The organism is Eubacterium sp. AM05-23 (genome assembly GCF_003477535.1).
Classification (GTDB): domain Bacteria; phylum Bacillota; class Clostridia; order Eubacteriales; family Eubacteriaceae; genus Eubacterium; species Eubacterium maltosivorans.
In genome coordinates this window covers 322045-345180 of record NZ_QUDF01000001.1, presented here as the reverse complement: position 1 = coordinate 345180, position 23136 = coordinate 322045, and the positions used below count along the sequence as shown (strand labels likewise).

General features: G+C 44.8%; 24 protein-coding genes. 1 reads left to right on the top strand and 23 read right to left on the bottom strand.

What is annotated here, in order from left to right; translation table 11 throughout:
- Nucleotides 1-21: 21 nt before the first annotated feature.
- The 22 genes from DW091_RS01450 to DW091_RS01345 form a co-directional block, all read right to left on the bottom strand.
- A complete protein-coding gene (locus DW091_RS01450) occupies nucleotides 22-381 on the bottom strand; it encodes a hypothetical protein (protein ID WP_074617951.1) in 360 nt (119 codons plus the stop codon).
- A gap of 155 nt (nucleotides 382-536) precedes the next feature.
- Entirely contained in the window at nucleotides 537-1499 is a 963-nt protein-coding gene (locus DW091_RS01445; RefSeq protein ID WP_118517223.1) for a hypothetical protein, read from the bottom strand.
- Nucleotides 1500-2261, bottom strand: coding sequence for a ParA family protein (locus DW091_RS01440; RefSeq protein ID WP_058693392.1), 762 nt, complete (start codon nucleotides 2259-2261; stop codon nucleotides 1500-1502). It lies immediately after the preceding gene.
- A gap of 128 nt (nucleotides 2262-2389) precedes the next feature.
- On the bottom strand, nucleotides 2390-2938 hold the full coding sequence (locus tag DW091_RS01435) for a BMC domain-containing protein (protein WP_013382318.1): 549 nt from the start codon (nucleotides 2936-2938) through the stop codon (nucleotides 2390-2392).
- Between the two features lie 74 nt (nucleotides 2939-3012).
- Nucleotides 3013-3954: a hypothetical protein gene (locus DW091_RS01430; protein ID WP_058693391.1), complete on the bottom strand. Its 942-nt coding sequence runs from the start codon at nucleotides 3952-3954 to the stop codon at nucleotides 3013-3015.
- 23 nt (nucleotides 3955-3977) lie between these two features.
- Entirely contained in the window at nucleotides 3978-5303 is a 1326-nt protein-coding gene (locus DW091_RS01425) for a 4Fe-4S dicluster domain-containing protein (RefSeq protein WP_058693390.1), read from the bottom strand.
- Between the two features lie 20 nt (nucleotides 5304-5323).
- Nucleotides 5324-6733, bottom strand: a complete 1410-nt coding sequence (locus DW091_RS01420; RefSeq protein ID WP_199678116.1) for an aldehyde dehydrogenase family protein — start codon at nucleotides 6731-6733, stop codon at nucleotides 5324-5326.
- A 39-nt stretch (nucleotides 6734-6772) separates the two neighbouring features.
- Nucleotides 6773-7780, bottom strand: coding sequence for a cob(I)yrinic acid a,c-diamide adenosyltransferase (locus tag DW091_RS01415; protein ID WP_058693389.1), 1008 nt, complete (start codon nucleotides 7778-7780; stop codon nucleotides 6773-6775).
- A 12-nt stretch (nucleotides 7781-7792) separates the two neighbouring features.
- Nucleotides 7793-8071, bottom strand: coding sequence for a EutN/CcmL family microcompartment protein (locus DW091_RS01410; RefSeq protein ID WP_013382323.1), 279 nt, complete (start codon nucleotides 8069-8071; stop codon nucleotides 7793-7795).
- 11 nt (nucleotides 8072-8082) lie between these two features.
- Nucleotides 8083-8919 carry a flavoprotein gene (locus tag DW091_RS01405; protein WP_058693388.1) on the bottom strand — a complete coding sequence of 279 codons (837 nt, stop codon included), beginning with the start codon at nucleotides 8917-8919 and terminating at the stop codon, nucleotides 8083-8085.
- A gap of 18 nt (nucleotides 8920-8937) precedes the next feature.
- On the bottom strand, nucleotides 8938-9762 hold the full coding sequence (gene eutJ / locus DW091_RS01400) for an ethanolamine utilization protein EutJ (RefSeq protein ID WP_058693387.1): 825 nt from the start codon (nucleotides 9760-9762) through the stop codon (nucleotides 8938-8940).
- Nucleotides 9762-10421 (bottom strand): phosphate propanoyltransferase, encoded by a 660-nt coding sequence (locus DW091_RS01395; protein ID WP_096918643.1) that lies wholly within the window; start codon nucleotides 10419-10421, stop codon nucleotides 9762-9764. The genes eutJ and DW091_RS01395 overlap by 1 nt, the downstream gene beginning before the upstream one ends.
- Nucleotides 10422-10469: 48 nt before the next feature.
- Nucleotides 10470-10916 (bottom strand): BMC domain-containing protein, encoded by a 447-nt coding sequence (locus tag DW091_RS20640; protein ID WP_058693386.1) that lies wholly within the window; start codon nucleotides 10914-10916, stop codon nucleotides 10470-10472.
- Between the two features lie 15 nt (nucleotides 10917-10931).
- Complete coding sequence (locus tag DW091_RS01385) at nucleotides 10932-11297, bottom strand: glycerol dehydratase reactivase beta/small subunit family protein (protein WP_058693385.1); 366 nt, start codon at nucleotides 11295-11297, stop codon at nucleotides 10932-10934.
- Between the two features lies 1 nt (nucleotide 11298).
- Entirely contained in the window at nucleotides 11299-13113 is a 1815-nt protein-coding gene (locus DW091_RS01380; RefSeq protein ID WP_118517222.1) for a diol dehydratase reactivase subunit alpha, read from the bottom strand.
- A 38-nt stretch (nucleotides 13114-13151) separates the two neighbouring features.
- Nucleotides 13152-13661 (bottom strand): diol dehydratase small subunit, encoded by a 510-nt coding sequence (locus DW091_RS01375; protein ID WP_058693383.1) that lies wholly within the window; start codon nucleotides 13659-13661, stop codon nucleotides 13152-13154.
- A 12-nt stretch (nucleotides 13662-13673) separates the two neighbouring features.
- Entirely contained in the window at nucleotides 13674-14345 is a 672-nt protein-coding gene (locus DW091_RS01370; protein WP_013382331.1) for a propanediol/glycerol family dehydratase medium subunit, read from the bottom strand.
- An 18-nt stretch (nucleotides 14346-14363) separates the two neighbouring features.
- Entirely contained in the window at nucleotides 14364-16022 is a 1659-nt protein-coding gene (locus tag DW091_RS01365; RefSeq protein ID WP_058693382.1) for a propanediol/glycerol family dehydratase large subunit, read from the bottom strand.
- A gap of 42 nt (nucleotides 16023-16064) precedes the next feature.
- Entirely contained in the window at nucleotides 16065-16850 is a 786-nt protein-coding gene (pduB, locus tag DW091_RS01360) for a propanediol utilization microcompartment protein PduB (protein WP_013382333.1), read from the bottom strand.
- A gap of 26 nt (nucleotides 16851-16876) precedes the next feature.
- The gene (pduA, locus tag DW091_RS01355) at nucleotides 16877-17152 is read right to left on the bottom strand and encodes a propanediol utilization microcompartment protein PduA (RefSeq protein WP_013382334.1); all 276 of its coding nucleotides are present in this window, start codon (nucleotides 17150-17152) and stop codon (nucleotides 16877-16879) included.
- A gap of 312 nt (nucleotides 17153-17464) precedes the next feature.
- Entirely contained in the window at nucleotides 17465-18541 is a 1077-nt protein-coding gene (locus tag DW091_RS01350) for a response regulator (protein ID WP_058693381.1), read from the bottom strand.
- On the bottom strand, nucleotides 18534-19799 hold the full coding sequence (locus DW091_RS01345) for a PocR ligand-binding domain-containing protein (protein ID WP_038352517.1): 1266 nt from the start codon (nucleotides 19797-19799) through the stop codon (nucleotides 18534-18536). Before DW091_RS01345 ends, DW091_RS01350 begins: the two co-directional genes overlap by 8 nt.
- Nucleotides 19800-20159: 360 nt before the next feature.
- Here DW091_RS01345 and DW091_RS01340 point away from each other — a divergent pair, with 360 nt between their 5' ends.
- Nucleotides 20160-21137 carry a biotin--[acetyl-CoA-carboxylase] ligase gene (locus DW091_RS01340; protein WP_118517221.1) on the top strand — a complete coding sequence of 326 codons (978 nt, stop codon included), beginning with the start codon at nucleotides 20160-20162 and terminating at the stop codon, nucleotides 21135-21137.
- Here DW091_RS01340 and DW091_RS01335 read toward each other — a convergent pair.
- Nucleotides 21123-23033, bottom strand: coding sequence for a cation-translocating P-type ATPase (locus DW091_RS01335; protein WP_058693379.1), 1911 nt, complete (start codon nucleotides 23031-23033; stop codon nucleotides 21123-21125). The two genes, DW091_RS01340 and DW091_RS01335, sit on opposite strands and share 15 nt — an antisense overlap.
- Between the last annotated feature and the right edge of the window lie 103 nt (nucleotides 23034-23136).

The following is a 23136-nucleotide window of genomic DNA, read 5'->3' as shown; positions in this document are numbered from 1 at the left end:
ACACATTGCCTTAAAAAAGTCTTATTCTTCTTTGTCTGATTCCTTGCTCAATAAAAAAAATAATGCTGATGATCCGAGAATGGCAACCAGAAAAATCAAAGCCATGCCTACGTCACGAATTTTTATGTACAGGCTATTTTCTGAAATACTGGCGTATGCTTCGTAAGCCCTCACTCCGCTGTAAAGCAAGGATGTCTCTTTCTCTGTCTCCTCATCCGTTTTAACTGGCGTGTCATCACCTTTGCCCATTTCTTCTCTTTGCTCAACCTCCTGTTCAAGCTGGAGAGATCCCTTCTCCTTAACATAAGTAAAAAAGAAGCTGCTGATAACAAACATTACAATACCCAGAAAAGCCAAAAGGCCTTTAGTAAACTTATCCATCTTTTTTACTCCTTCTCTATTATGGCGTATCTCCTATTATAAAAGACCTTTTCCTCTTTTAAACATGGTTTTAACAAATTTCACGAAAAAAGTGTGACACTTCTGTGCAGAAATAAAAAAGGCCCATACCTCTATTGGTATGGGCCGCATAATATTTACAGCAGATAGTCGGGAAGCTCATGAAGCTTCTTCATTTTTTCTTTCAACTCTTTTTTTATTTTTTCTTCAAGCTCTATTTTATTCTGTGCTTCCTGAGCTTCTTTTTCTTTTCGTTCTTTTTCGATACGGATCGCTTCTTGGCGTTCAAATTCTTTCTTTTTGGCCTCTTCCGCTTTTCGTTTTTCTTCCGCTTCAGCCTTCTTCTTAGCCTCTGCCTCGGCAGCTGCTTTCTTTTTGGCTTCTTCCTCGGCTTTTGCGTTGGCGGCCGCTTCTTTCTCAGCCTTCTTTTTAGCTTCCGCTTCAGCCTTTTCTTTCGCTTTGGTGGCTTCCTCGGCTTTTTTCTTAGCCTCTTCCGCTTCTTTAGCCTTAGCCTGGGCTTCTTCAGCCGCTTTTGCTTTCGCAGCTGCTTCTTCCTCGGCTTTTTTCTTGGCCTCTGCGTCGGCTTTCGCTTTGGCCTCAGCTTCCTGTTTTTTCTTCAGCTCTGCCTGAGCCTTTTTCTTGGCGGCTTCTGCTTCTTTTGCCTTTTGTTCCGCCAGTTTTTCTGCCTTCTCTTTTTCAGCGGCTTCTTTTGCCGCCTGCTCATCAGCCTCTTCTTTGGCTTTTTTTTCTGCTTCCTCAGCCTCTTTTTTTGCTTTTTCAGCGGCTTCAGCCTCAGCTTTCTGGCGTGCCGCTTCAGCTTTCTTTTCTTTTTCCTCAGCTGCTTTTTCGGCTAACTCTTTTTCCTTTTTAATGGCTTCGGCTTTCAGCTTTTCTGCTTCAAGCTTGGCAGCTGAGGCATGATCCTCTTCTTTCGGTTCTCCCATAATCTTTTTCTTTAAATCGTCGATGATTCCCACTTCGTTATCCCCCGTATTAGTAGAATTTTCATCTGTCAAAACCTTAGAAGCCAGTTCGTTTTTTTCTTTAATGGTACTATTATGTGTTTTTAATTCTGATTTTAATTTGCTTTTCCTAGCCATTTAAAAGCCCCCTTTGGATTCTATTTCTTTAAATAAATTCAGATAATCTTCAGCGCCATTTGACCTTGGTTTATACTCAAAAATAGACTGCTTGAATATCGGTGACTCTACCAGGGCAATATTCTTTCGAATATAGGTATTCATAAACTTATCGCCAAAGCTTGCCTTTAGATTATCATATTGAAGATTGTTAATATTATTGCGTACATCATGAAGTGTTGCAAAAAGAAGAGTAATATCTTTATCGATTCCTAATGACTTGCTGATATATTCCAAGGTTTCTTCCAAAAGATGTACCCCGTCCACAGCATAATACTCGGTTTGTACTGGAATGAAAATATCGTCAGTGACAACAAGTGCATTAGTTGTCACAATACTGAATGACGGCGAGCAGTCAATGATACAGTATTCATAATCGTCTGCCACGGCCTCCAGCTTGCGTTTTAAAATAAACTCACGCCCATACATGCTTGCAAGCCGCGGCTCAATCGTTGCCATCAGAAGACTGGAAGGAATGATATCAATGTTATCGCTTACTTGATAAATAACATCCCTGGCTTCTTTTTCGTCAGTAAACAAATGGTAGATACATGGACGGTCCAGATCGTACTCCATAAGAGAGTTGGTCAGATTGCTCTGCATATCACAGTCGATATAAAGCAGCTTTCCTTTTATCTTTTCTCCCAGCAGATATCCGAGATTGATGACGGATGTGGTCTTTCCACAGCCGCCTTTTAAGTTAAATAAACTGATGGTTTTCACGTCGTTCCCTCTTATCTTTTTATTTTTTATAAAAGATCATAGTGCTATAATCGCTTATAAAAAATAAAAGGTCTATATATGAAAAGATGTTTAGATGGAATAGCTTCCATCTAAACATTTCATGCGTTTTAGAAAATGACTTTCTTAATATCTTTATGCGGTGACGCGATTACTGAGTAACTTGTGATAACACCTAAATCGCGCATATCTGCTTCTGCGGCTTTAATCGCCTGTTTAACAGAAGCAACTTCACCAGTCAATAATACAAAACCTTTACCACCCAAGCCTCTGGCTATTCTGATTTCAATCAGCTCGACATTTGCAGCCTTAACAGCCACATCGCCAACGATAATTGAAGAGATTGCATTAATTGTTTCAACGATACCAAGAGCTTTGACATCTTCGATTTCTCCCGCACCTAACATAGCCGGTAATACATCCGGATGAATGTTCGGAATAACGTGGGATTCGAGTACATAGATTCCACCGATGTGCTCACCGTTTCTAATTGATGCCTGAACGGCCCCTACGTCACCGGAAATTATGGTAACATATTTCCCGGGACATAAAGGAGAGGCCATCATTAAATCAACATTTCCGGCTTTCAGCATATCATCAGTGGCTTCGATGCCGATAGGAATACTCTTAAATTCTATAAAACCTACTGCTTTTTTCAAAATACCACTTCTTTCTATACTGTGAATTCAATGCTTATTTGCTACAAATTACGTATAATTACTAGATTAAAAAATTAAAGAACTGATGGTAATAACATCATTAACAGGCTAAAGTTAACTAACTGCCATACCCAGATAGTAGCTGCTGGAGGGTCAATATGAGAATCAGCATAACTATTGAAAGTTAATGCCATCATTTCGCCCCATACAGAGGTAATAATACCCATGACTGCGCCACCTAAGATTGCTAAGAACGGATTTAATGTAGCAGCGAAAACGATCATAGCTGTTGTGCCTGCTGGCAGGATTACGTGGTGGTATCCTTCTAAAGGAAGACCCATACATAAGAACGCCAGGGATACAGCAGCAATACCGAAACCGATGGAACCGATGTTATTGAATAAGTATAAAGCTTCATCAGAACCAGCTACACCTAACTGACCTAAAGTAGCAGCTAAACCACCGATAGCAACACCAATACCTAAGCCTACCATTACTAAGAAGCTTAAGCGTTTGCCTTCTGGGAAGTATTTTCTCTTTTCAGTACCTGTGTATTTACCGGTAAGACCAGATTTTGTGAAGATCAAACGTACTAAGATGTCAGAAATAAATACTGTTAAAGCAACAGTATCGGTCCAACCTGCATAGCTGAATACCATTCCGCCAAGAACAGCACCTAATAAATACTGAATTAAGAAACCAATAATACCAAATACACCACCGACTAACAGAACACCAGCATCTCCAGTTTTGAATAATGGAGTAACGATATCCTGGCCGTCATCTAACAGGTTTTTGCTCTTAGCGTAAGCAGCACCGGCTACAGCACCACCGAATGCTACGTGAGGTCCAAAGAAAGAACCAAAGCTTAATGCACTAATCATAGGAGCACCAGCTTCTCCGCCAAAAATAGCAGCAATTACAGTTAAACCTGTAAATACAAATGAAGGAACACCACCGATAGCAGCAGCTAATAAACCACCGCCAAACGCGGTAATTAACATTGTAAAGTCCATAATTATCCCCCTTATTAAATTATTTAGGACCGGATGGTAATTTTACCATCTTCAACGGCAGTTACTTTACCGTCGATACTTGCGAAAATACGGGCGCCAAGGCTTCCTTCTGGAATTTCTCCGATCAGGGTACCCTTCTCAACAACATCCCCTACACTCACAACCGGCTGGGCAGGTGCACCAATGTGCTGTGCCAGCTGAATGGTTACTTCAGTGAACTGTTTGTCGCAATCGACCATCGGAGCTGGCTGATCATACTCATCCAGACCCAGACGTGAAATTAAACGATGTACGTTAAACTGTTTTGCTGATCTGAAAGGATCAGCTTTTTCGGGTTTGTCGTGATGTGGGTTTTTAATGCCTTTGCTACCTAATTCCCGCTTGAGTGTGATATTGAATTTCCAAGGCTGGAGATCCATAACACACGCATATTGACATAAGCCACATTCACAGCATAAGAAAGCATTTGTAGCTTGAGTGGTCGTATCACAAGTTGAGCCATAGGCCGCGATTCGCATAAGCTTGTGCGGTTCAAGGTTATGCCCCAGACTGTGTCTCGGACAAACTTCTGTACATAAACTACACTGCATACACGCCATTCCAGCTAATTTTATCGTATCCTGGATGCTTCTTGTCTTTGATTCGATCAACGGATGATCGCTCGGTAAAACAATAAAGCCCTTTGTGGTCTTTGTGACATAGGAGTCGATGTCGACAATTTTCCCCATCATTGGACCACCATTGATAATGACAAAATCGGAAATGGTTGTTCCGCCAGCCAGCTCAAGTGCTTCACGAACAGTAATTCCCAGCGGAACCTTTGTCGTGATTTTATTGCGGACTGCCCCCGTAACAGTAATATATTTATCCACTACGGGCTTGTCCTCGTTCATTATATCATAAATATTGAGAAGTGTCTCTACATTTATGACTAAAGTTCCAACATTTAATGGAATTCCACCCTCTGGAACAATTCTCCCTGTTGTTTCATATACCAGTGTTTGTTCATCACCGGCAGGATAGAAATTATTCATAATGTGAAGGTCGATTTTAGGAAAATTTGGTAAGTCCTGTCTTAAAGCGCCAATTGCCGGAATATATTTCTTTTTAAGTCCGACAATGCCTGCCTTTGCCTTGGTATGATCCATAACAGCCTGAAGAGCCACCAGCATGTGGTGGGCTCTCTCAGCCATTAACTGTTGGTCAACTCTTAACAAAGGCTCACATTCAGCACCGTTGACAATAACTGTATCAACTTCAGCGTCGATTTTCACATGGGTTGGGAAGCCAGCCCCGCCGGCACCAATAATACCAGCGCTTTTGACTATTTCAACTAAATTTGTGCTCATGAGCAACACCCCTGTTATTGTTATTTAATATCGAATCCCCCAACGAGCACACATCTTCTTCTTCTTGCGAAGGATTTAGCAGATGTTAAGCCTTCACCGGTCGGGCCTGCAATCGTGAATGTCGGATAACCTTCACCACCGAAACCAATACCAGCGTAGGAAGGACCATTTTTAACGAAAATGGTCGTCTGGATTCTCTTAGCCATTTCGGTTAATTTATCTACATTTTTGGAATGCATGATAGCGGTGTGTCTGTTTCCATGTTCAAGTTCAACAGCAACATCGATACCTTCATCAACGTTAGCAACACGAACGATTGGAAGAATTGGCATCATCAGTTCTTCTACAGCTAACAGATGATCTTTAGAAGTTTCACAGATTAATACGCGTGTATCTTCAGGAACATCAAGGCCAGCTGCCGCTGCGATGTATTTAGCAGATTTACCAACAAAATCACGGCTCAGACGTCCTTCAGGACAAACCAGATCTGCTAAAGCGTCAATGGCTTTTTTGTCGGTGATTTCATACGCGCCGTTTTTCTTCATGTTGAAAATCAGATAGTCTGCTACCTGATCAACAACAACAACTTCTTTTTCTGCAATACATGGCAGGTTATTGTCGAAAGAACAGCCGTCGATAATATCTTTTGCTGCTTTTTCGATATCTGCAGTTTCGTCAACCAATGCCGGTGGATTACCAGCGCCGGCGCCAATGGCTTTTTTACCACTGGAAAGAACCGCTTTAACAACACCAGGACCGCCTGTTGCAACTAACATTCTGACTTTAGGATGAACCATCATTTCGTTAGCAGCTTCAATGGTCGGATTAGCACAGGTTACGATTAAGTTTCTCGGGCCACCGACGGAAACAATTGCTTCATTTAATAATTTAATGCATAAGAAGCTTGTTTTCAAAGCCTTTGGATGGGGTGAGAAAACAACCGCGTTACCAGCAGCTAACATACCAATACTGTTATTAACAATGGTTTCGTTTGGGTTTGTAGTCGGTGTAATCGCACCGATTACGCCGAAAGGTGATAACTCGAGTAAAGTACAGCCGTCGTCACCAGCCCATGCTTCTGTCAATAAATCTTCAACGCCTGGTGTACCAGTTGTTGCAAGACGGTGTTTAGCTAACTTGTGTTCATAGTTACCCATACCAGATTCTTCAACAACCATCGCGCAGATTGTTTCAACATTTTCTTTTTTGAGCATGATTTCACGCATTGCAGCAATCATCTGACGACGCAGTGCCAATGGTTTTTTCATGTACTCTTTCTGGGCAGCTGCAGCAGCTTCAATTGCAGCGTCCATGGTCTGGAAAACGCCGTCTTTGCCGTCTACTACCGGAGCACCGGTTTCTTCAGCATAGTCGATCTGATCCATTACCTTTTTTACAATATATTCAATACCTGTTGTATCAATATTCATACAGATTTCCTCCTGGATTCCTCTATTAAATCTTCTCTCTTATAAAATAGCTAATGCGCTTTGTGCAATGGCCATATCCTGGTCTGCTGTACCGCCGCTAACGCCGATACCGCCGACAACTTTTCCCTCAACAACGAGTGGATAACCACCACCGAAGGTCACAATACGGCCTTCATTAGTAAATTGAATTCCAAAGAGTGCTCCATCTTCTTTTGCCAGATCAGTAACCTTATCGGTAGACATTTTCAACGCATTGGCTGTATAAGCCTTGTTAACTGAAATATCCATACTGGCAAGCAAGGAATCTTCCATTCTTTCAAAATACGTTAAATTACCACCTGCATCAACAACGGAAAAAACAATAGGCACACCCATTTCTTCTGCTTTAACCCTTGCTGCTGCTCCCATTCTCTTAGCAGTTGTCAGAAGTGAAAAGTCTTTTTTTTTCTCTTCTTCAGGAGCTTCTTCTGAAGGCGCTTCAGCCATTTTTATTTTTTCAACGACTCGTCTGACGACTTCTTTCACCATTTCGTTGTATTCTTCAGTTCTTGCGAGAACGAAAAGCAGATCGGAAAGACGGTTGGCAAATTTCACCAGTTCCGGTCTTACATCCGGATCCTTGTGGGTATATTCCACAATTCTTCTTTCGCCGCGCCGTACAACTGTACGAGCCAGATGCAAGGCTGAGGATACAGGGTTTTTCCCTGGTACAATAAACGATTTTTGCGGGCCGATAACGGAAAGGTAATAGTCGAGTTTTTCTTCCATAAAGTCAATGTCCGCCTGGGAAATCCCATCCTTTAACATTGCTTTGCCCTTTTCATCACTGGCGAGTTCCGCACCTAAAACGAAAATTCTTTCTTGTAAATGGTGGAGGATTTCGCGGATGTCATTGTCTTCAGATAAAGAATAGGCCAGGCCAATGGCTGAATTAGCTTCATCCATTGTACCGTAAGCTTCTACCCGAATATCATCTTTAGGCGTACGATTACCGCCGAACAAACCGGTTTCACCTTTGTCACCGCCTCTTGTATAGACATTTGGCATATTTTTACCTCACTAAACAATTTGAATTTCGTCAACAATTCCAACGATAGTCATATCAAGCGGTGCCAGCTTGTCACCGTAAACATAACGGGCCGTACTACCGGTCGTTACAATGACGGTTTCGCCAATACCCGCGCCGACAGAATCGACCGCAATGGCAGTGGACTGGCTGGAGTATTTTTCAAACTCCCCGTTTTCATTGATTTTTTTGATAATTAAAAGCTTGCAGCCCACAAGGTTTGAATCCTTCTGGGTTGAAACCACATTACCAACTACTTTTGCTAAATGCATTCAATCACCTACTATATCTTTTCTACATGAAGACCAAGGGTAGCGATTGCTTCCTTAGCATATTCTGTAATGATAGCGTCCGCAGGCACTTTGATCACTTTGCTGTTGCGGTGTAACAAGACATCGCCGCGGCTGATGATACGTTTTACAATCATTCCATCATCCGGTTCAAAGGGATCGGATTCCTTGACTGTCTGTTCAGGCGCTGCACAGGCACTGCTCTGAAGCGCGTCCTTGCAGCTGTCTTTTCCAACACAGCCGTCATACAGCTCATCTGAGCTGACCAGCTTGATTCCAAAGCTTTTTAAAGCCTTGAGGTTATTTCTCAGTAACTCACGGTAGCCTTGTGGGGATTTTCCCATACCCAGCTGTGCTCTGACACTGTCATCCGGACAGGCGCCATTGATCGCGCAGACAACTGGTGTTCCGGCCATAATTCCGTGGTTGATGAGGGTGAGCATTTCATTATCACAAATACCATGAGCAATTTTTGCCGCGGTATTAACAGTTGTCGCTGCAATAATGATTTGATCAACTTCACCGTAAAGTTCTTTCTGGGCTACCTTGGAACCACTGTTATAAATGGTGTCTAAGCCTAAGGTTTCCTGTATATAGCTCGGAGTGAATACGTGCATCGCCTCATCCGAAAGGAAAACCTTTAATTGCCAACCATCATTTTTTAACTTGACCAGTGAATCCATTGCCTGTTTAAACCCGATTGCCGCGCCGGAAAAAACAACCAGCGCCGTTTTAGGTTTATTTTTTATTCTTTTGATGACTTCTTCGACAACCTTCTGGATAAAAGCGTCCATGAAGGCTTCACTGTTAATCAAATCTTTTAAGTCCAAATTATATCACCACATTCCTTACCTTTGACAATTAAAGGCTATCCCTAAAGGAGTTACCAACAAAGGTTCTACGGGTTTTACTGTTTTGATGCCGATTTCTTTTTCAAAAACCTGTTCAAATTTATCAAAAACACAGGCCCCGCCGACCACATAAATGGTGTCGACATCATAGCCCTGGATAAAACGATGGACAATTGACGCCATCTTTTCCACAACTGGTTTAATGACTGGAAATATCTTTCGCTGGTCTTCATGCTTTTTCATTTCTTCCGCTTCTTCAAAGCTGATATGATAAGCGCCTGCGATGACAAGACTCATATGAGTCCCGCCTGTTGCTTCATCGGCTGTAAAAATGACCTCGCCATTTTTCAGAATACTGATACCCGTCGTACCACCCCCAACGTCTACAACAGCGCCGTTCTGGATCCCCAAAACGGTTGCGGCAGCCGTCGGTTCGTCGACTACGTTGGTAACGGTAAAATCAGCTGAATCCACAACATTGGAAATAATTTTAGTGTTTCCATCCATAATTCCAGGTGGGATAGCGGTTGCGGCATTGGCATACGTTAGATCAACGCCAATAATTTTTTCGACTTCGGCTTTCAATGTTCTGACGATGTTCACCGCCCCGAGGTAATCCACGACAATCCCGTCTCTTACAACGTGAGCGCCCTGGGTAGCACCTGCTACCGGACGGTTATTTTCGTCAACAACAGCTACAACGATGTTGGCTGTACCGAGGTCGACGCCAACCTTCAGGTTTCCCTGATATGGGTTTGCTCTTTTGGCTCTGATCAGTTCGTTAAACTCTAGTATTGTGTCATTACCGCTCTTCCAGTCCATTATTTCTCCTGCTTTTTAACAATTTTTAAAATATCATTATTTTTCAGTCCGGCGGCGTTGGCTTCATCGGTATCAATATGCATTTCATAAGCATATTTGGGTGACACGCGTACCAACACATCGCGGAACAGCGTAGGACGCAGCCCGCTGCTTTCTACACCTACACAATCGCCATCCTTCAGTCCCAGCTGTTCTGCAATGTCCGGAGTCATGTGAATGTGACGCAGTGCCGCGATGGCACCATGATCCAGTTCAACACGGCCGCACGGTCCTTCCAGAATAAGTCCCGGTGTCCCTTCCAGCTTCCCGGATTCACGAATCGGCACATTCACACCTAAGGTTCGTGCATCGGTCATTGAAAGTTCAATCTGGGTTTCATTTCTTGCTGGTCCTAAAACTCTAACTTTAGGAAATTCACCTTTGGGTCCAATGATTTTTACACATTCTTCACATGCAAACTGACCAGGCTGTTTAACATCTTTCATATTTGTAAGCTGATGTCCTTTGCCGAATAAAATTTCGACATGTTCCTGTGTCAAGTGAAGATGTTTATTGGAAACGCCCAAGGGCACGCGATTGGGAGCATCTTTTTCTGCCATTAATTTCTTGACAGTGTTGATGACAATCTCTTCAATCACTTTTCTTTCAATATCATTCATTCGCTTACACCTTTTCTTTAAGATCTATGGATCTGCTGTTCGCAAGGATTATTCTTCTTCTGTCGGTTGTTCTTCGACTGCTTCATCTTGTTCTTCAGAAATAGGCGCCAGTGTTTTTTCCACGGCGGTTGTCGGTTTTTTCTGGTCATACTTGTTAAAAACCCAGTAAGAATCCAGTTCCATCCGATCGCGATCCTGTTCCGGATCAAAGCCCATTGTCTGGTTGTTATAGATCATCGGACCCAGCCCATCGGCCGGCCGTGCAATCACTTTGGTACTAAAGACGCCGCGTCCTTTGGCACAGGCAGCAGTTGCCGCTTCGACAGCAGCCTTAACCGCGCCCACATCGCCAACGACTTTAATGGTATGCATTCCGTCGCCTTTAGCGGATTCCAGTCCAAGCAACTCGACATTTGCTGATTTCACAGCAGCATCAGTGGCTTCAATGGCTGTTGCCAGCCCAATCGCTTCAATCAACCCTAATGCTTGTCTCAAATAAATCCCCCCTCACTATTTAGCACTGCCAATATCTTTAAAAGGCATTCGTTTTACAAGTCTGGCCGCATTTGCGCCAATGGCTCTAAGGGTATTCTCATCGTCCTGAAGACAGACTGAAAACAACGGAGCGTTTTCTTTCAGCTTGATGTAATGTAAAACAATACTGTCGCCGATGCCGATGCCCACACCGAGATGTGAGACCTCAGCTGCTTTGTAAGCCAGCTCAACGCCGTCATTGTTGTCCCGTTCTTCAAGAGAATAAGGTAAACCTTCTTCTTCGATGCCTAATAAAACCTGTGTGACAATGCTTTTATTGACAGAGTTTTTATTGTAATAAACCTTTATTTCTGGTTTTGGAGCTTCGAAGTTCACGTTCATGTTATTCACCTTCGCCGTACGCAAGTACTAAACCGGTGGCAACTGCGTTTCTTGGACCTTCTACACTTCTTATATTTGCTCTACCTGCTACAATACTGAATTTTGATAAAGCATCCGTTACCAGCTGCGGAATCTCGAAGTCGAGTGCGGAGCCGCCGACCAATGTAACAAACTCAATGTCTCTTACATTACCGGTTGGGCTGACGCGTTCCAATGAACGAATCGCGTTCATAACAAAAACTTTGGTTTTTGCTTCTCGGCGCACTGTACGGATTCTTTCCAGCGAATGGTTGCCCGGAATCGGAACCATGCCACTTGGTGTCAGAATAACGACACGTGCAAATGATCTCGGATCTAATGGTTCATCAAAAAATTGAACAGTTCCATCTTCATGACGAATATGGAATAAGCTTTCTACCTTTGCTAAAGGATATTTTTTAATATCTTCTGCCAGACCTGAGTCTTCGAAACCAAGTTCTGAACCGATAAGCATGGTGACCATGTTACCAGCGCCTGCCAGATGGATAGAATGTATTTCGCCAGCCCTGTTAATAATAGCAGCATCTGTCGATCCTGCGCCCATGTCAATGATCGCGAGCGGCTTATTGCTCCCCGGGGTGGTTAACGCACCGCGGATCGCCATGTCAGCTTCAACACCGCCGACTTCAACCTTAACGTTCAGTTCTTTTTCAAGAACTTCAGCAATCATGTTCATCTGTAATTTATCAGCCTTAACCATCGCGGCGATACCAACGGCGTTTTCCATGGAAAATTCGTCGGCCATACCACCCTTTACGCTCTGAGGCACAAAGGTGTCGACAGCTAATAAATCCTGGATTTTAATGTTCTGAGGATTCTGTTCGGTCAGGTTTGACAAAACCTGTCTTACCTTTTCGAGCATACCGCCAGCGTTTGTTCCGGCTTCTCCCTTAACATCTTCAACAGGCGCAACGCTCCGGATTGCATCCATGATGATTTCCGCACCTTCATCAACATTAACTTCGGCTTTTTTATGTTCGCCCTGGATAATGATTTTACCGGCTGGGATTTTACGTTCTTTAACGTCCCCTGCTGGCGTTTTGATGACAACGGCAGAACGGTTCCCGATCAAGGCTCTTGATACAGGAACAACCTGTTTGGTTTCATCTGAGGATAAATCGAAGACTGTTGCAATCCCATAAGGATTGGATAATTGTTCAACAACGGCTCCTGGGGCCGCTACTTCTACAGCAGCACGCATTCCTAGCGGAACCTTATCAATTAAAGAAACTTCATCGACAATCGGGATCGGTTTATTCAAACGGTTATTAATTAAAACGCCATCATCACGCTGGACAATGGCACCATTTACAAAAATGCCGTTTGCAACGGCCTGATTAATAATGCTGGAGGAACTCTCGAAGTCAACTTCGCGCGGAATGATGACAATAACCGAGTCGCCTTTTTTAACATTATTAATTTCCCTTATATTTACAGTAACACCAACGCCGGTCCCCAATCCTCCCGGTGTGGAAGGATTGTGACCGATCATGGTTGATTCTGTAATAATTGTCTCAGTAATAGTTTCCATAGCCACATCACCAATAACTGGAGCGGCTTCATTGATTCTAATTAAATCAACATTATCAACAGTTAGATTTGCTTTTTCTAGGGCTTGTTTTAGAGAGGCGAACACTCCATGAATGTTTTGACGTGTCCCTTTCATACCAGTGGTACTAACGATGCCACTGCTCAGGAACTCAGGTTTTCCGTCAGTATATCGGGCAAGTGCCGTTTCGGTACTTGCATTACCAATATCAATACCTGCAATAATCATATCGCTTCCTCCAAACAATTTCCTGGATTATGTTGTGCTTACTTAAATTCTTTAGATCTCTTTCTTACATAGTAAACTTCAGCGGCTTCTGCTACTAAAGCTGCAGAGATAGGTGCATTGTACTGAGTTTTCAGTTCTTCTGAGATAGCTAACAGTTCATCTTTAGTAGATTTGTAAGGTCTCAGTGCATTGTAGATTTCAAGTAAACGAGCATCTGGAACAGCGATTAATTCAGCAGCTCTTCTTAAGTTGCCTGCGAATGCATCACGATGTACAGATTCAGCTACCTGAGCCTGTAATTCCAGAGTTTCTGGTCTGATTCTTAAATCTTCAGCGGTTAATTCACCAGCTAATAATTTATCCAGTGTTAATTCTTTGTACTGTTTGCCAGTAGCAGAGATAATTAATTCTGGTCTCTTATCACCGATTGGGTAATCTTCTTTTGTAACTTTGTCGCCACAAGCACAAGAAGGTGCTTCAGCTGGTGCAGCTGACATAGACGCCATAACTTGTTTAACGATCTGTTCTAACATTTGTTCTTGAGTCATTCTATCCACCTCCTATTTGAATGTAACTTTCATTTCTACAGGTTTTTTACCTGGCACAACATGTTCTGTTTCTTTAATGTGTAACAGAGCAGCTTTAGCCTGATAAGCAGGACGAGCCATCTGGTCATTACGAACCGGAACTGGAGCCGGGCTTTCGCCTTTAGCGTATTTAGCAGCATTTTTACCGATTGCACGATAGGTGTCTAAATCGATCAAAGGAGCCTGAGAGAATAATTCCAAGTTAGATAACTGTGGTAAATCTTTCTGGTGGATTAAGCAGGTGCCTTTTGACTGTAAGCCAACAGCAACGCCAGAACCACTCAGTTCAGCAGCGTCATGTCCGCATACAGCAACGTCGGAGCTTCTGTATACTTTGATAACACGAGCTTTTAAGCCTTCTTCTTCGATACCGGCAATAATTTCTTTTAAGATTTTATCATGAGGTACGCCAACAATATTTTCTGTCTGGAATTCAGCAAAAGCTGGAGCTAAACCAATCAGAACTTCGTCAGCAGCAACGCCCTGCTGAACATCCCCTACTGGAGTTAATTCAACAGAACCTGCAGCAGCAGCGGCAGAAGCAGCCGGAGCAGCAGGAGCAGCATCGCATGCAGGAGCAGCGCCGCTCATTTCATTTAAAACATCTTCGATGATACTTTTTAACATTTGTTCATTAATAGCCATTCTACTACACCCCTTTCCTTAAATGCTGGCTGGGTCAACAGCCCATGGAATATCCTGAATTTCTTTCCATCTTTCATCACTGATTACATAACCAGTCATTGGACCATGGTAGTCATTCATGTAGTTAACTGCAGAAATAACTTCCCAGTCAGATGTGATCATAGAAGCGGTGTGTAAGTAGTCACCAGCACATTTCTGTAACTGAATGTTGAAGATAGATTCAGCAACATCTCTCATGCCGCCGCGATCTAATGCTTTAACGAAGTCAACAGCGGTTGCGCGGTTTACTAAGTCTTCAGCAGCTTTCAGGTCAGCAACTACGTCACGGTCAGGCATATCCTGAGAACCGTTAGCGTATGTACCAGCTTCAACTTCTTCATCGGTGATTTCTGGTAAGCCTAATTCGCGGAAGATAACCTGCATAGCACGGGCAGCTTTTGCACGGGCAGCAACAACAGTATCTTCATCAGCAGGCTGTAAGCCGGCGTCGATCTTAAGGTCACGCTGGATTACGTTCCAGTCATCATAGTCTTCAGCATCCCAGTTGGAACCTGCGAACATGTTGTCGTAGTTTGGTGTAGAAGAGTAACCAGAACAGATATAGTCAGTACCTGGTACCATCTGCATTAATGAACGAGCAACTCGACGAAGGTCAGAGTGGGTGAAAGTCTGGTCATTAGAAGAAGCACATTCAAGGTCTAAACATGCTGCTAATAAGTTTTCAGCCAATACTTCACGGATACCGCCAGGTACGCCGGCAGGTACACCGATACAAGATACGGAACCATTCTGAGTACCCTGAACACCAGCGCCTTTTGTTACATATAAGCAGCGGGCTTCTAAGTATAACATGGATTTACCTTCGGCATAACCCATCTGTACTTCAGAACCGGAACCGGATGTAAAACGCATCTTCAAACCACGGGAAGCGTAGCAGGATGCTAAGAAAGCTTTAGAGTAAGGAGTATCATCGCCATCCATGAATACTGGTTCTGTACCATATACAGAAATCGTTTCAGCATAAGCGGTGTAGCCCTTCATACCTAAGTCAAGTTCGGTAGCTTCTTCAACAGCACACTGTGTTAAGATACCAGGACGGCCAACATTTGCGCCAACCATGATAGCTAAAGCGTTGAAAGGAGCGTAACGAGCGATACCAACGGTTGTTTCCATTTCGTCGAAACCACGGATAGCAGCTTCAGCAGCGTCACACGCGATCTGAACCATGTTATCTTTAACGTTGGTAACGTGGCACTGGTTAGAAGGCATTAAGCGGGCACGCATTTTTGTCTGCGCCATCATCATTTCCAGTACTGTCATGTTACCTAAAACTTCGGTAATTTTAGCAGGAGTAATGGAAGTAGTAATGTCTACAACAGTCGCTCTTGGTACGTTGATATCACAAAGCATACGAGCAATTTCCAGAGAATCCATTGCCATGTATTCCTGTGCTTTTTCGGTGCGGATACCGTAGTTAGCGATGAAGGTGTCGAGCATATCGAATTCTGCTCTTGTCTTACCGTCCATTTCTACGATAACGCCGTTTTCAATTTTTAAGCTCGGAGTAGGGTCTCCGGGGTTATTCATTGCAATAAGACCTACTTCAGGCCATTCTTTTACGAAACCGTCCTTTTTAACCGGACGAGCATCTAACGCTTCAAATCTTTTTGATCTCATAGTCATTCCTCCTCTTTTCTATAACTATTTCGCTACTGCTTCTTAAATATAAGGAGTTGTAGAAGATGGTGCAGGACCAGCCATAGCTTCCAGAGCTGGTTTACCAACTTCTCTTGCAGCGTAAATAGCTTGACGAACAGCACCTGCGTCGCCAGAGAAGAAAATCATGGACTCGTTTGAATACTGTGTGCCACCATTGTCAGGTGAAGCATAACCAACTAATTCTACGTTAGCAGCTTTCAAAGCAGCATCAGACATTAATACGCCGATACCTGCAGGAGCGCCTACAACGATACCGAAAGCTTTGCCGATTGGAGCGCCTAATACCATGTTGCAAGCGAAAGAAGCTCTTGCTGTGTACTGGAATTCCAGATGGCCAGCGTCGTTTCCGTATACATCGCCGAAAGTTCTGTTTAAGTCATTTAAAGCGACTTCAACAGCACGTTTAGCATCAGATACGTCTTCAGCACCGAAAATAATTAAAGAACCGTGACCAGCGCCACCTTTTGTATCTCTTGCGAATTCGCAGGAAACAACTTCTGTGTTGGTAGCTTTAACAGCTTCATCAGCTGCGAAAACCTGAGGGCCAGCACCAGTACGAGCGGATAAAATACCGATTGATCTATATTTAGGGTCAATTTTCATTGCTTCATGTAACTGAGAGTCTACATTAGCGATTACGAAACCAATGGTGTCACCAATGGCGGTTCCAACGAATTCAGTTAAGCCACAAACACCAGTTGCTGCTGCACAAGTACCTGTTTCTTCAACTTCGTCCATTTTTTTCATGACTTCTTCCATCAATTTGTTCATTAAATCATCTTTCATTAATCTACACCTCCATTAAATTTAGATTAAAAACTAGGTAACATTTTTTCCACATCTTGATGTGGTCTTGGGATAACGTGTACAGAAACAACCTGACCTACTTTGTCAGCTGCAGCTGCGCCAGCGTCTACGGCTGCCTTTACAGCACCAACATCGCCACGAACCATAACGGTTACTAAACCAGAACCGATTTTTTCATAGCCTGTTAATACTACGTTTGCAGATTTAACCATTGCATCAGCTGCTTCAATACAGCCAACAAGACCTTTGGTTTCAATCATACCTAAAGCTTCATTTGTCATAAGCTTTGCCCTCCTTGGTTGATATTAATATTCTTACTGTTACTATTTTAATCCATATGCGGGAGTAATTACTTGCACTATTCTTATAAAATTATTGTCCGATCTCTGCTTTTTTTGAAAACGGTTTTCAATTTGGTTTCTTTTTGTCTTTTAGCTTTTAAAGTCCTATCTTTTTTTGTCTTTTCCCGATATTATTTTGTGAAATTTCGTAAAATAAAAACAGGAAGTGCATTTTTTCACAACACTTCCTGCTTTCAAGACCGCTTTTTGACTGTTTTTTATTTGTCCATCTTTTTTGCTTTAAGAAAAAAATCAAGAAATTTCCTTTTCATCTTCTTTTTCTTCACCGTTGTCTCCCTTTCGAAGACGTCTGTATTCCGTAGGCGTCATTCCAGTACTTTTCTTAAAAACCTTACTGAAATAATTGGGCTCATGATAGGATAAATCCAGGGCGATATTGATAATCGGCACATCCGTGTTGAGCAGCATATCTTTGGCGATCTCGATTTTCCGTTCGGTGAGGTAGGTGACAAAGTTGACGCCAGTTTCCTTTTTAAAGATTTTACTCAGATAGTAGGAGCTCATGTTGGCGTACTCGCCCACCTGGTCCAGAGAGATATCCTTATGGCAGTTTCTATCGATATAGTTCAGGATGTCCTCGATATTATTCTTCCGGTTTTCCTTGTTGTCCATGAGATGGTCGAAAATTTTATCGATGACTTTCATAATCTCGACCTTCAGGTCGTAGCGGTTTTTATAAGAAGTCACGAATTGCTGGTTGTTTTTCATGCGCAGCGGGCTTTTGATGTCATAACCGCAGGTATCCATGGAGACAATGTTCAGCTCTTCCATAAAATGCTGTATTTCGTTCTGGATCGACATCAGGTCGTAGCCATAGTGGTCATAGAGCAGATCCAGGTATTCGGTGAGCACATTGCGGGTGTCACTGTATTTTTTCTGGACCACCGCGAAGATAACCTCGCTCATCTTTTCATCAAATTTATTTTTGGCGTTTGCTTTTAATGTAGAAATGACCATATTGATGGATTCCATGAGCTGCTGGGGCCGGATGGGCTTTAGCAGGAAATCATCCACCCGGGCTTTGATGGCCTGGTGGGCAAAATCGAACTCGTTAAAAGCAGTGATCAGAATGACCTTTTTCTCCTGATCTTCTTTTTTAATGGCGCGCAGCACATCAATACCATTGATTTCCGGGATATTGATATCCAACAGAACAATGTCAGGGTCCAGCCGTCTGATCTCGTCAAGGGCGACCCGCCCCGAAGACGCTTTTCCAATAACCGTGATATTTTTACCGTACTGACTTAAAATCAATTCAATCGCTTCAATTTCCAGATGTTCGTCTTCTACGATAAATAATTTATACATTTAAACCTCTCCCTAATAATGCCTTACGGGGTATCTTAATCATCACTTCAGTCCCTTTACCAACCTCGCTGTTGATCTTAATACCAAATTCAGGGCCATAATAATATTTTAGCCGTTTATTGGCATTGTTGATGCCAATACCCGTATTTTTGTCATTACCCTGCGCTTCTGGGTCGTAGTTACCATCAAGGATCTTTTCAATCAATTCCGGAGCGATTCCCTTTCCATCATCAATAATACGGACCGTCACGATATCGCCGTCCTGTTCTCCGGTGATCATTACCTTGCCGCCGGCAGCATGGGGTTCAATCGCATGATTAATCGCGTTCTCCACAAAAGGCTGGATCGTCATGAAGGGGCACATCACCTCTTCGGCGTCCTCGTCGATGTGAATGGAATAATCCAGACGTTCTCCCAGGCGCATCTTTTGAATGGAGAGGTAATTGCGCACATGCTCGACCTCTTCCTTCAAAGTAACGATATTGGTGTTTTCCTTTTTTAAAGTATAACGCATCATATCCGAAAAGGCATAGATCATCTCCTGGGTCTTTTCGGCGTTTTCAAGAAGGGCCAGACGCCCGATGGTGTTGAGGACATTAAAGAGGAAATGCGGATTGATCTGAGCCTGCAGCGCCTTGAGATCAGCTTCCTTCAGGGCCGCCTCCACTTCACTTCTCAGCTTGACCTCTTCCATGAGCTCGAGGTTCTTATTGTGCAGTTCCTCCTGCATGATATGAATCATCTGCTTTTCGACCAGATAATTGGCAATCGTATACAAAAGGTCCGCAGCAGCGTGAACCTGTTTAAGAGTGGTCACCAGCGTTTGATCATAAAGCTTCTGAAGCTCCGGATTACCTGAGAAATCGGTGAGCTCGGAAACAGACCCGAGAGGCAGCTTTTTCATCCCCTCCTCGTCAATCCGGACCTGTCCGGACATAATGGCGCCCAGATAGTTCCCCTTGACCATGATCGGAACCGCTAAATCTACGAGGCCTCCGTGACAGATATAGATCGAGGGTTTTCCGGAACGGGCAGACTCAATGCCTCCGTGAGCATCGGAACGATAGCAGCACTCGAGACACTTGGCGTCCTCGCGCACCTTGGTGCAGTAGCCGGAAAAATTACTGTATTCCGTAATGGGATTTCCCTTGTAATCTACGGTAATGGTCGCAAAACCTGTTGCATCTGAAAAAGAATCTTGAATTTTCTGCAGCACTTCCACATCGATGATATCAGTGATTTTTAATAAGACTCTCATAGATTAACCTCTTTATCTTAATGATCATACTTCAAAAACTCTTGTTTGAATAATATTATAACACAAACGTGCACTTTTTTAACCATATTTTTGACATTTTAGATTATTTTGACTGAAATAGGCATTAAATTGTCCAATAATCAAGAATCATTTTAATTTGATGGCAAAATATTCCTTTTTTATTTCCTTTCCTCTTTTAAATACAAAAGTCACATTTTTACTCCTGTAACCTTTTTAAGGTTTATTTAAAGATTCCAGGCGCGAAAAACAGCAATATTTTGCCGCCGGAGGCTTCTTGGATTGACCTTTGCTTTTCTTCTGTCTTATAATAATAACAGAAAATATAAAGGAGTATTGCCCATGTCCACACAAACCGATCTTTTAAAAATACTGGAGGAAAACCGGGGTGAGCCCGTGTCCGGAGAAGCGCTGGCAGAAAGGCTGAGCCTTTCCCGGAGTGCTGTCTGGAAGGCTGTCAAAGGACTCCGAGATAAGGGCTACCAGATCGAGTCCAAAACCCGGCAGGGCTATACGCTGCGCAAAAGCAACGACATTCTCTCCGCTGCCTCCATCGCGCCGTGGCTGAAGGACCCGTCACAGGCAGACCGCCTGGAGGTCTACCCTTCCCTTGACTCAACCAACAGTTTTGGTAAAGAGCGGGCCCTGGCCGGCGCGCCCGACGGCACGGTCATCATCGCTGAGTCCCAGACTGGCGGACGCGGACGCATGGGACGCACCTTTTTTTCGCCCGACGGCTCCGGCATTTATTTAAGCATTATCCTGCGGCCCGGCACCGCCATCAGCCAGTCCCTTTTCATCACCATCGCGGCCAGCGTGCTGATCCGCCAGGCCATCGCGGACGTCACTGGCCTGGAGCCTGAGATCAAATGGGTCAACGACCTTTATATAAAGGATAAAAAAATCTGCGGTATTCTCACCGAGGCCGCCGCCGACTTTGAAACCGGCAATATTGACTACATTGTCCTCGGCGCCGGCATTAATTTTACCGAGCCAAAGCAGGGCTTTCCTGAGGAGCTCCGGTCTGTGGCGGGCGCGCTCTTTAAGGCAGCCCCGGACGGCCAGCTCAGGAGCCGCCTGGCCGCCGGGCTGGTCAACAGCCTGAGCCGTCTCACCTGTATTCCCGATCCCGGCGCTGTCATGGCCGATTACAGGAAGCACTCCATGGTGATCGGAAAGCCGGTCACTATCCTGAGCGGCAGGGAAACCCTGGAGGGGGTCGTCAGCGACATCAATGACGCGGGGCACCTGATCCTGAAAAAAGACGATGGAACCTTTCAGTCCATCGTCTCTGGCGAGGTCAGCCTACGACTGCGATAATTTCAGGGAGCCGGATGTTTTCTGCCGCTCCTTTCCATTTTTCTTCTGATTAAAGTTCAGCAGCATGGCTGAGCTGATGATGACCGCCACCGATCCCACATTGTGGACCAGCGCGCCGGCCACCGGTCCCATGATCCCGGTCATGGCCAGCACAACGGCCACGGCGTTGAGGGCCTGGGACAGAAAAATATTGACGCGGATCGTCTGCATGGTTTTTCTGGAAAGGGCCGTCAGATAGGGCACTTTCATCAGATCGTCCCCCACGAGCACTGCGTCGGCAGCGTCCATGGCGATATCTGAGCCAATATCGCCCATGGCCAGGCCCACATCGGCGGTCTTCAGAGCTGGCGCGTCGTTGATGCCATCGCCGATCATGCAGATCTTCTCCTGACCCTTCCGCTGGAGCCTTTTGATGACGTCGATCTTATCCTCTGGCAGGCAGTCGGCCTCAACGGTGTCAATGCCGGCCTGCTCTGCCATATAAAGGGCAGCGGCCCGGTGGTCGCCGGTGATGAGCGCAGTTTTAAGCCCCTGCACCCTCAGTTTCTCAACCATTTTCGGCGCGTTATTGCGCAGCGTATCGGCCAGCACCGCGTAGCCCGCTGCCTTTCCGTCCACAGCGATATAAATAAGGGTGCCACCCTCTCTCAGGTATTTTTTTGCTGATTTCTCAAGCCCTTTTGTCACAGAAACGCCCATAGCGTCAAACAGCTTTCGGTTTCCGGCCGCAATTTCATGCCCCTCCACCACTGCGTGAACGCCCTTGCCAGGCAGCATCGCAAATTCCGACGGCTCTGGCAGCGGTTCCTTTTGCCCCTCAGCATAATAGGCTGAGACTGCTTTGCCAAGAGGATGCTCCGAGCGGGCTTCAGCAGCGGCGGTCCATTTAAGCAGCGCGTCCCTTTCCCATGCCTGCTCACACTCAAAGGCCCGAACGCAGGGCTTTCCGTAGGTGATGGTACCGGTTTTGTCAAAGGCAACGCGGCCCACAGACGCAAGCCGCTCCAGCGCATCGCCAGACCGGATCAGGATCCCATTTTTGGCCGCGTTGCCGATCCCTGCCATGATGGCTGTGGGCGTGGCCAGCACCAGCGCGCAGGGACAGAATACTACCAGAATCGTGACTGCGCGGGTCAGCTCACCGGTGACCAGTCCGGTGACAACGGCAGCGGTCAGCGCCAGCACCACAATGACAGTGGCCCATCGATCTGCCAGGTGCGATATGGGGGCGCGGCCCGCGTCAGCGGACTCAACCAGACGGATCATCCGTTTCAGGGAGCTGTCCTCAGCTGCCTTGGTCACCTGGATATCCACGGCGCCAAACTGGTTCATGGTGCCGCAGAATACCGCGTCGCCCTTTTCCTTATCGACCGGCAGGGATTCTCCGGTCATCAGGGATTGGTCCACCGCTGTATCTCCGCTGAGCACGATACCGTCTACGGGTATTTTCTCTCCGGGCAGCACACGCACTGTCTCACCTACTGCCACGTCCTCCACATCAACGGTAGCTTCCTGCCCATCCCGCATTACGCGGGCTTTTTCCGGCGTCAGGTCCACCAGACGCTCGATGCCCTTCCGGGCTTTATTCACGGTTCTTTCCTCTAAATAACCGCCAAGGGTCATGATTACTGCGATCTCGCCCGCTGCGAAAACCTCGCCGATGGCCACTGAGGCAATGATCGCGATGGAGACCAGCACATCCGCCCGGATGTCAAATTCCTTTATCACCGCAGCTACCGCGCCGATGATGATCGGCAAACCGCATAAAACAACAGCAATCCACGATAAATTAACGCCCAGACGGCCGCCCGCCACAAAGTGGATTCCCAACGCCAGCGCTGAGATGACCATGGCCGCAACCGTTCTTTTTTCCTCATCCTTAAGCCAGTTCATCATGATTTCCTCCTTATCTACTCTATACCCCTATAGGGTATATTTATTCTTTAAAAAAGTCAAGCGGAAATCAAAAATTTACCTTTCGTTTTTTTCGGTGCGGCGC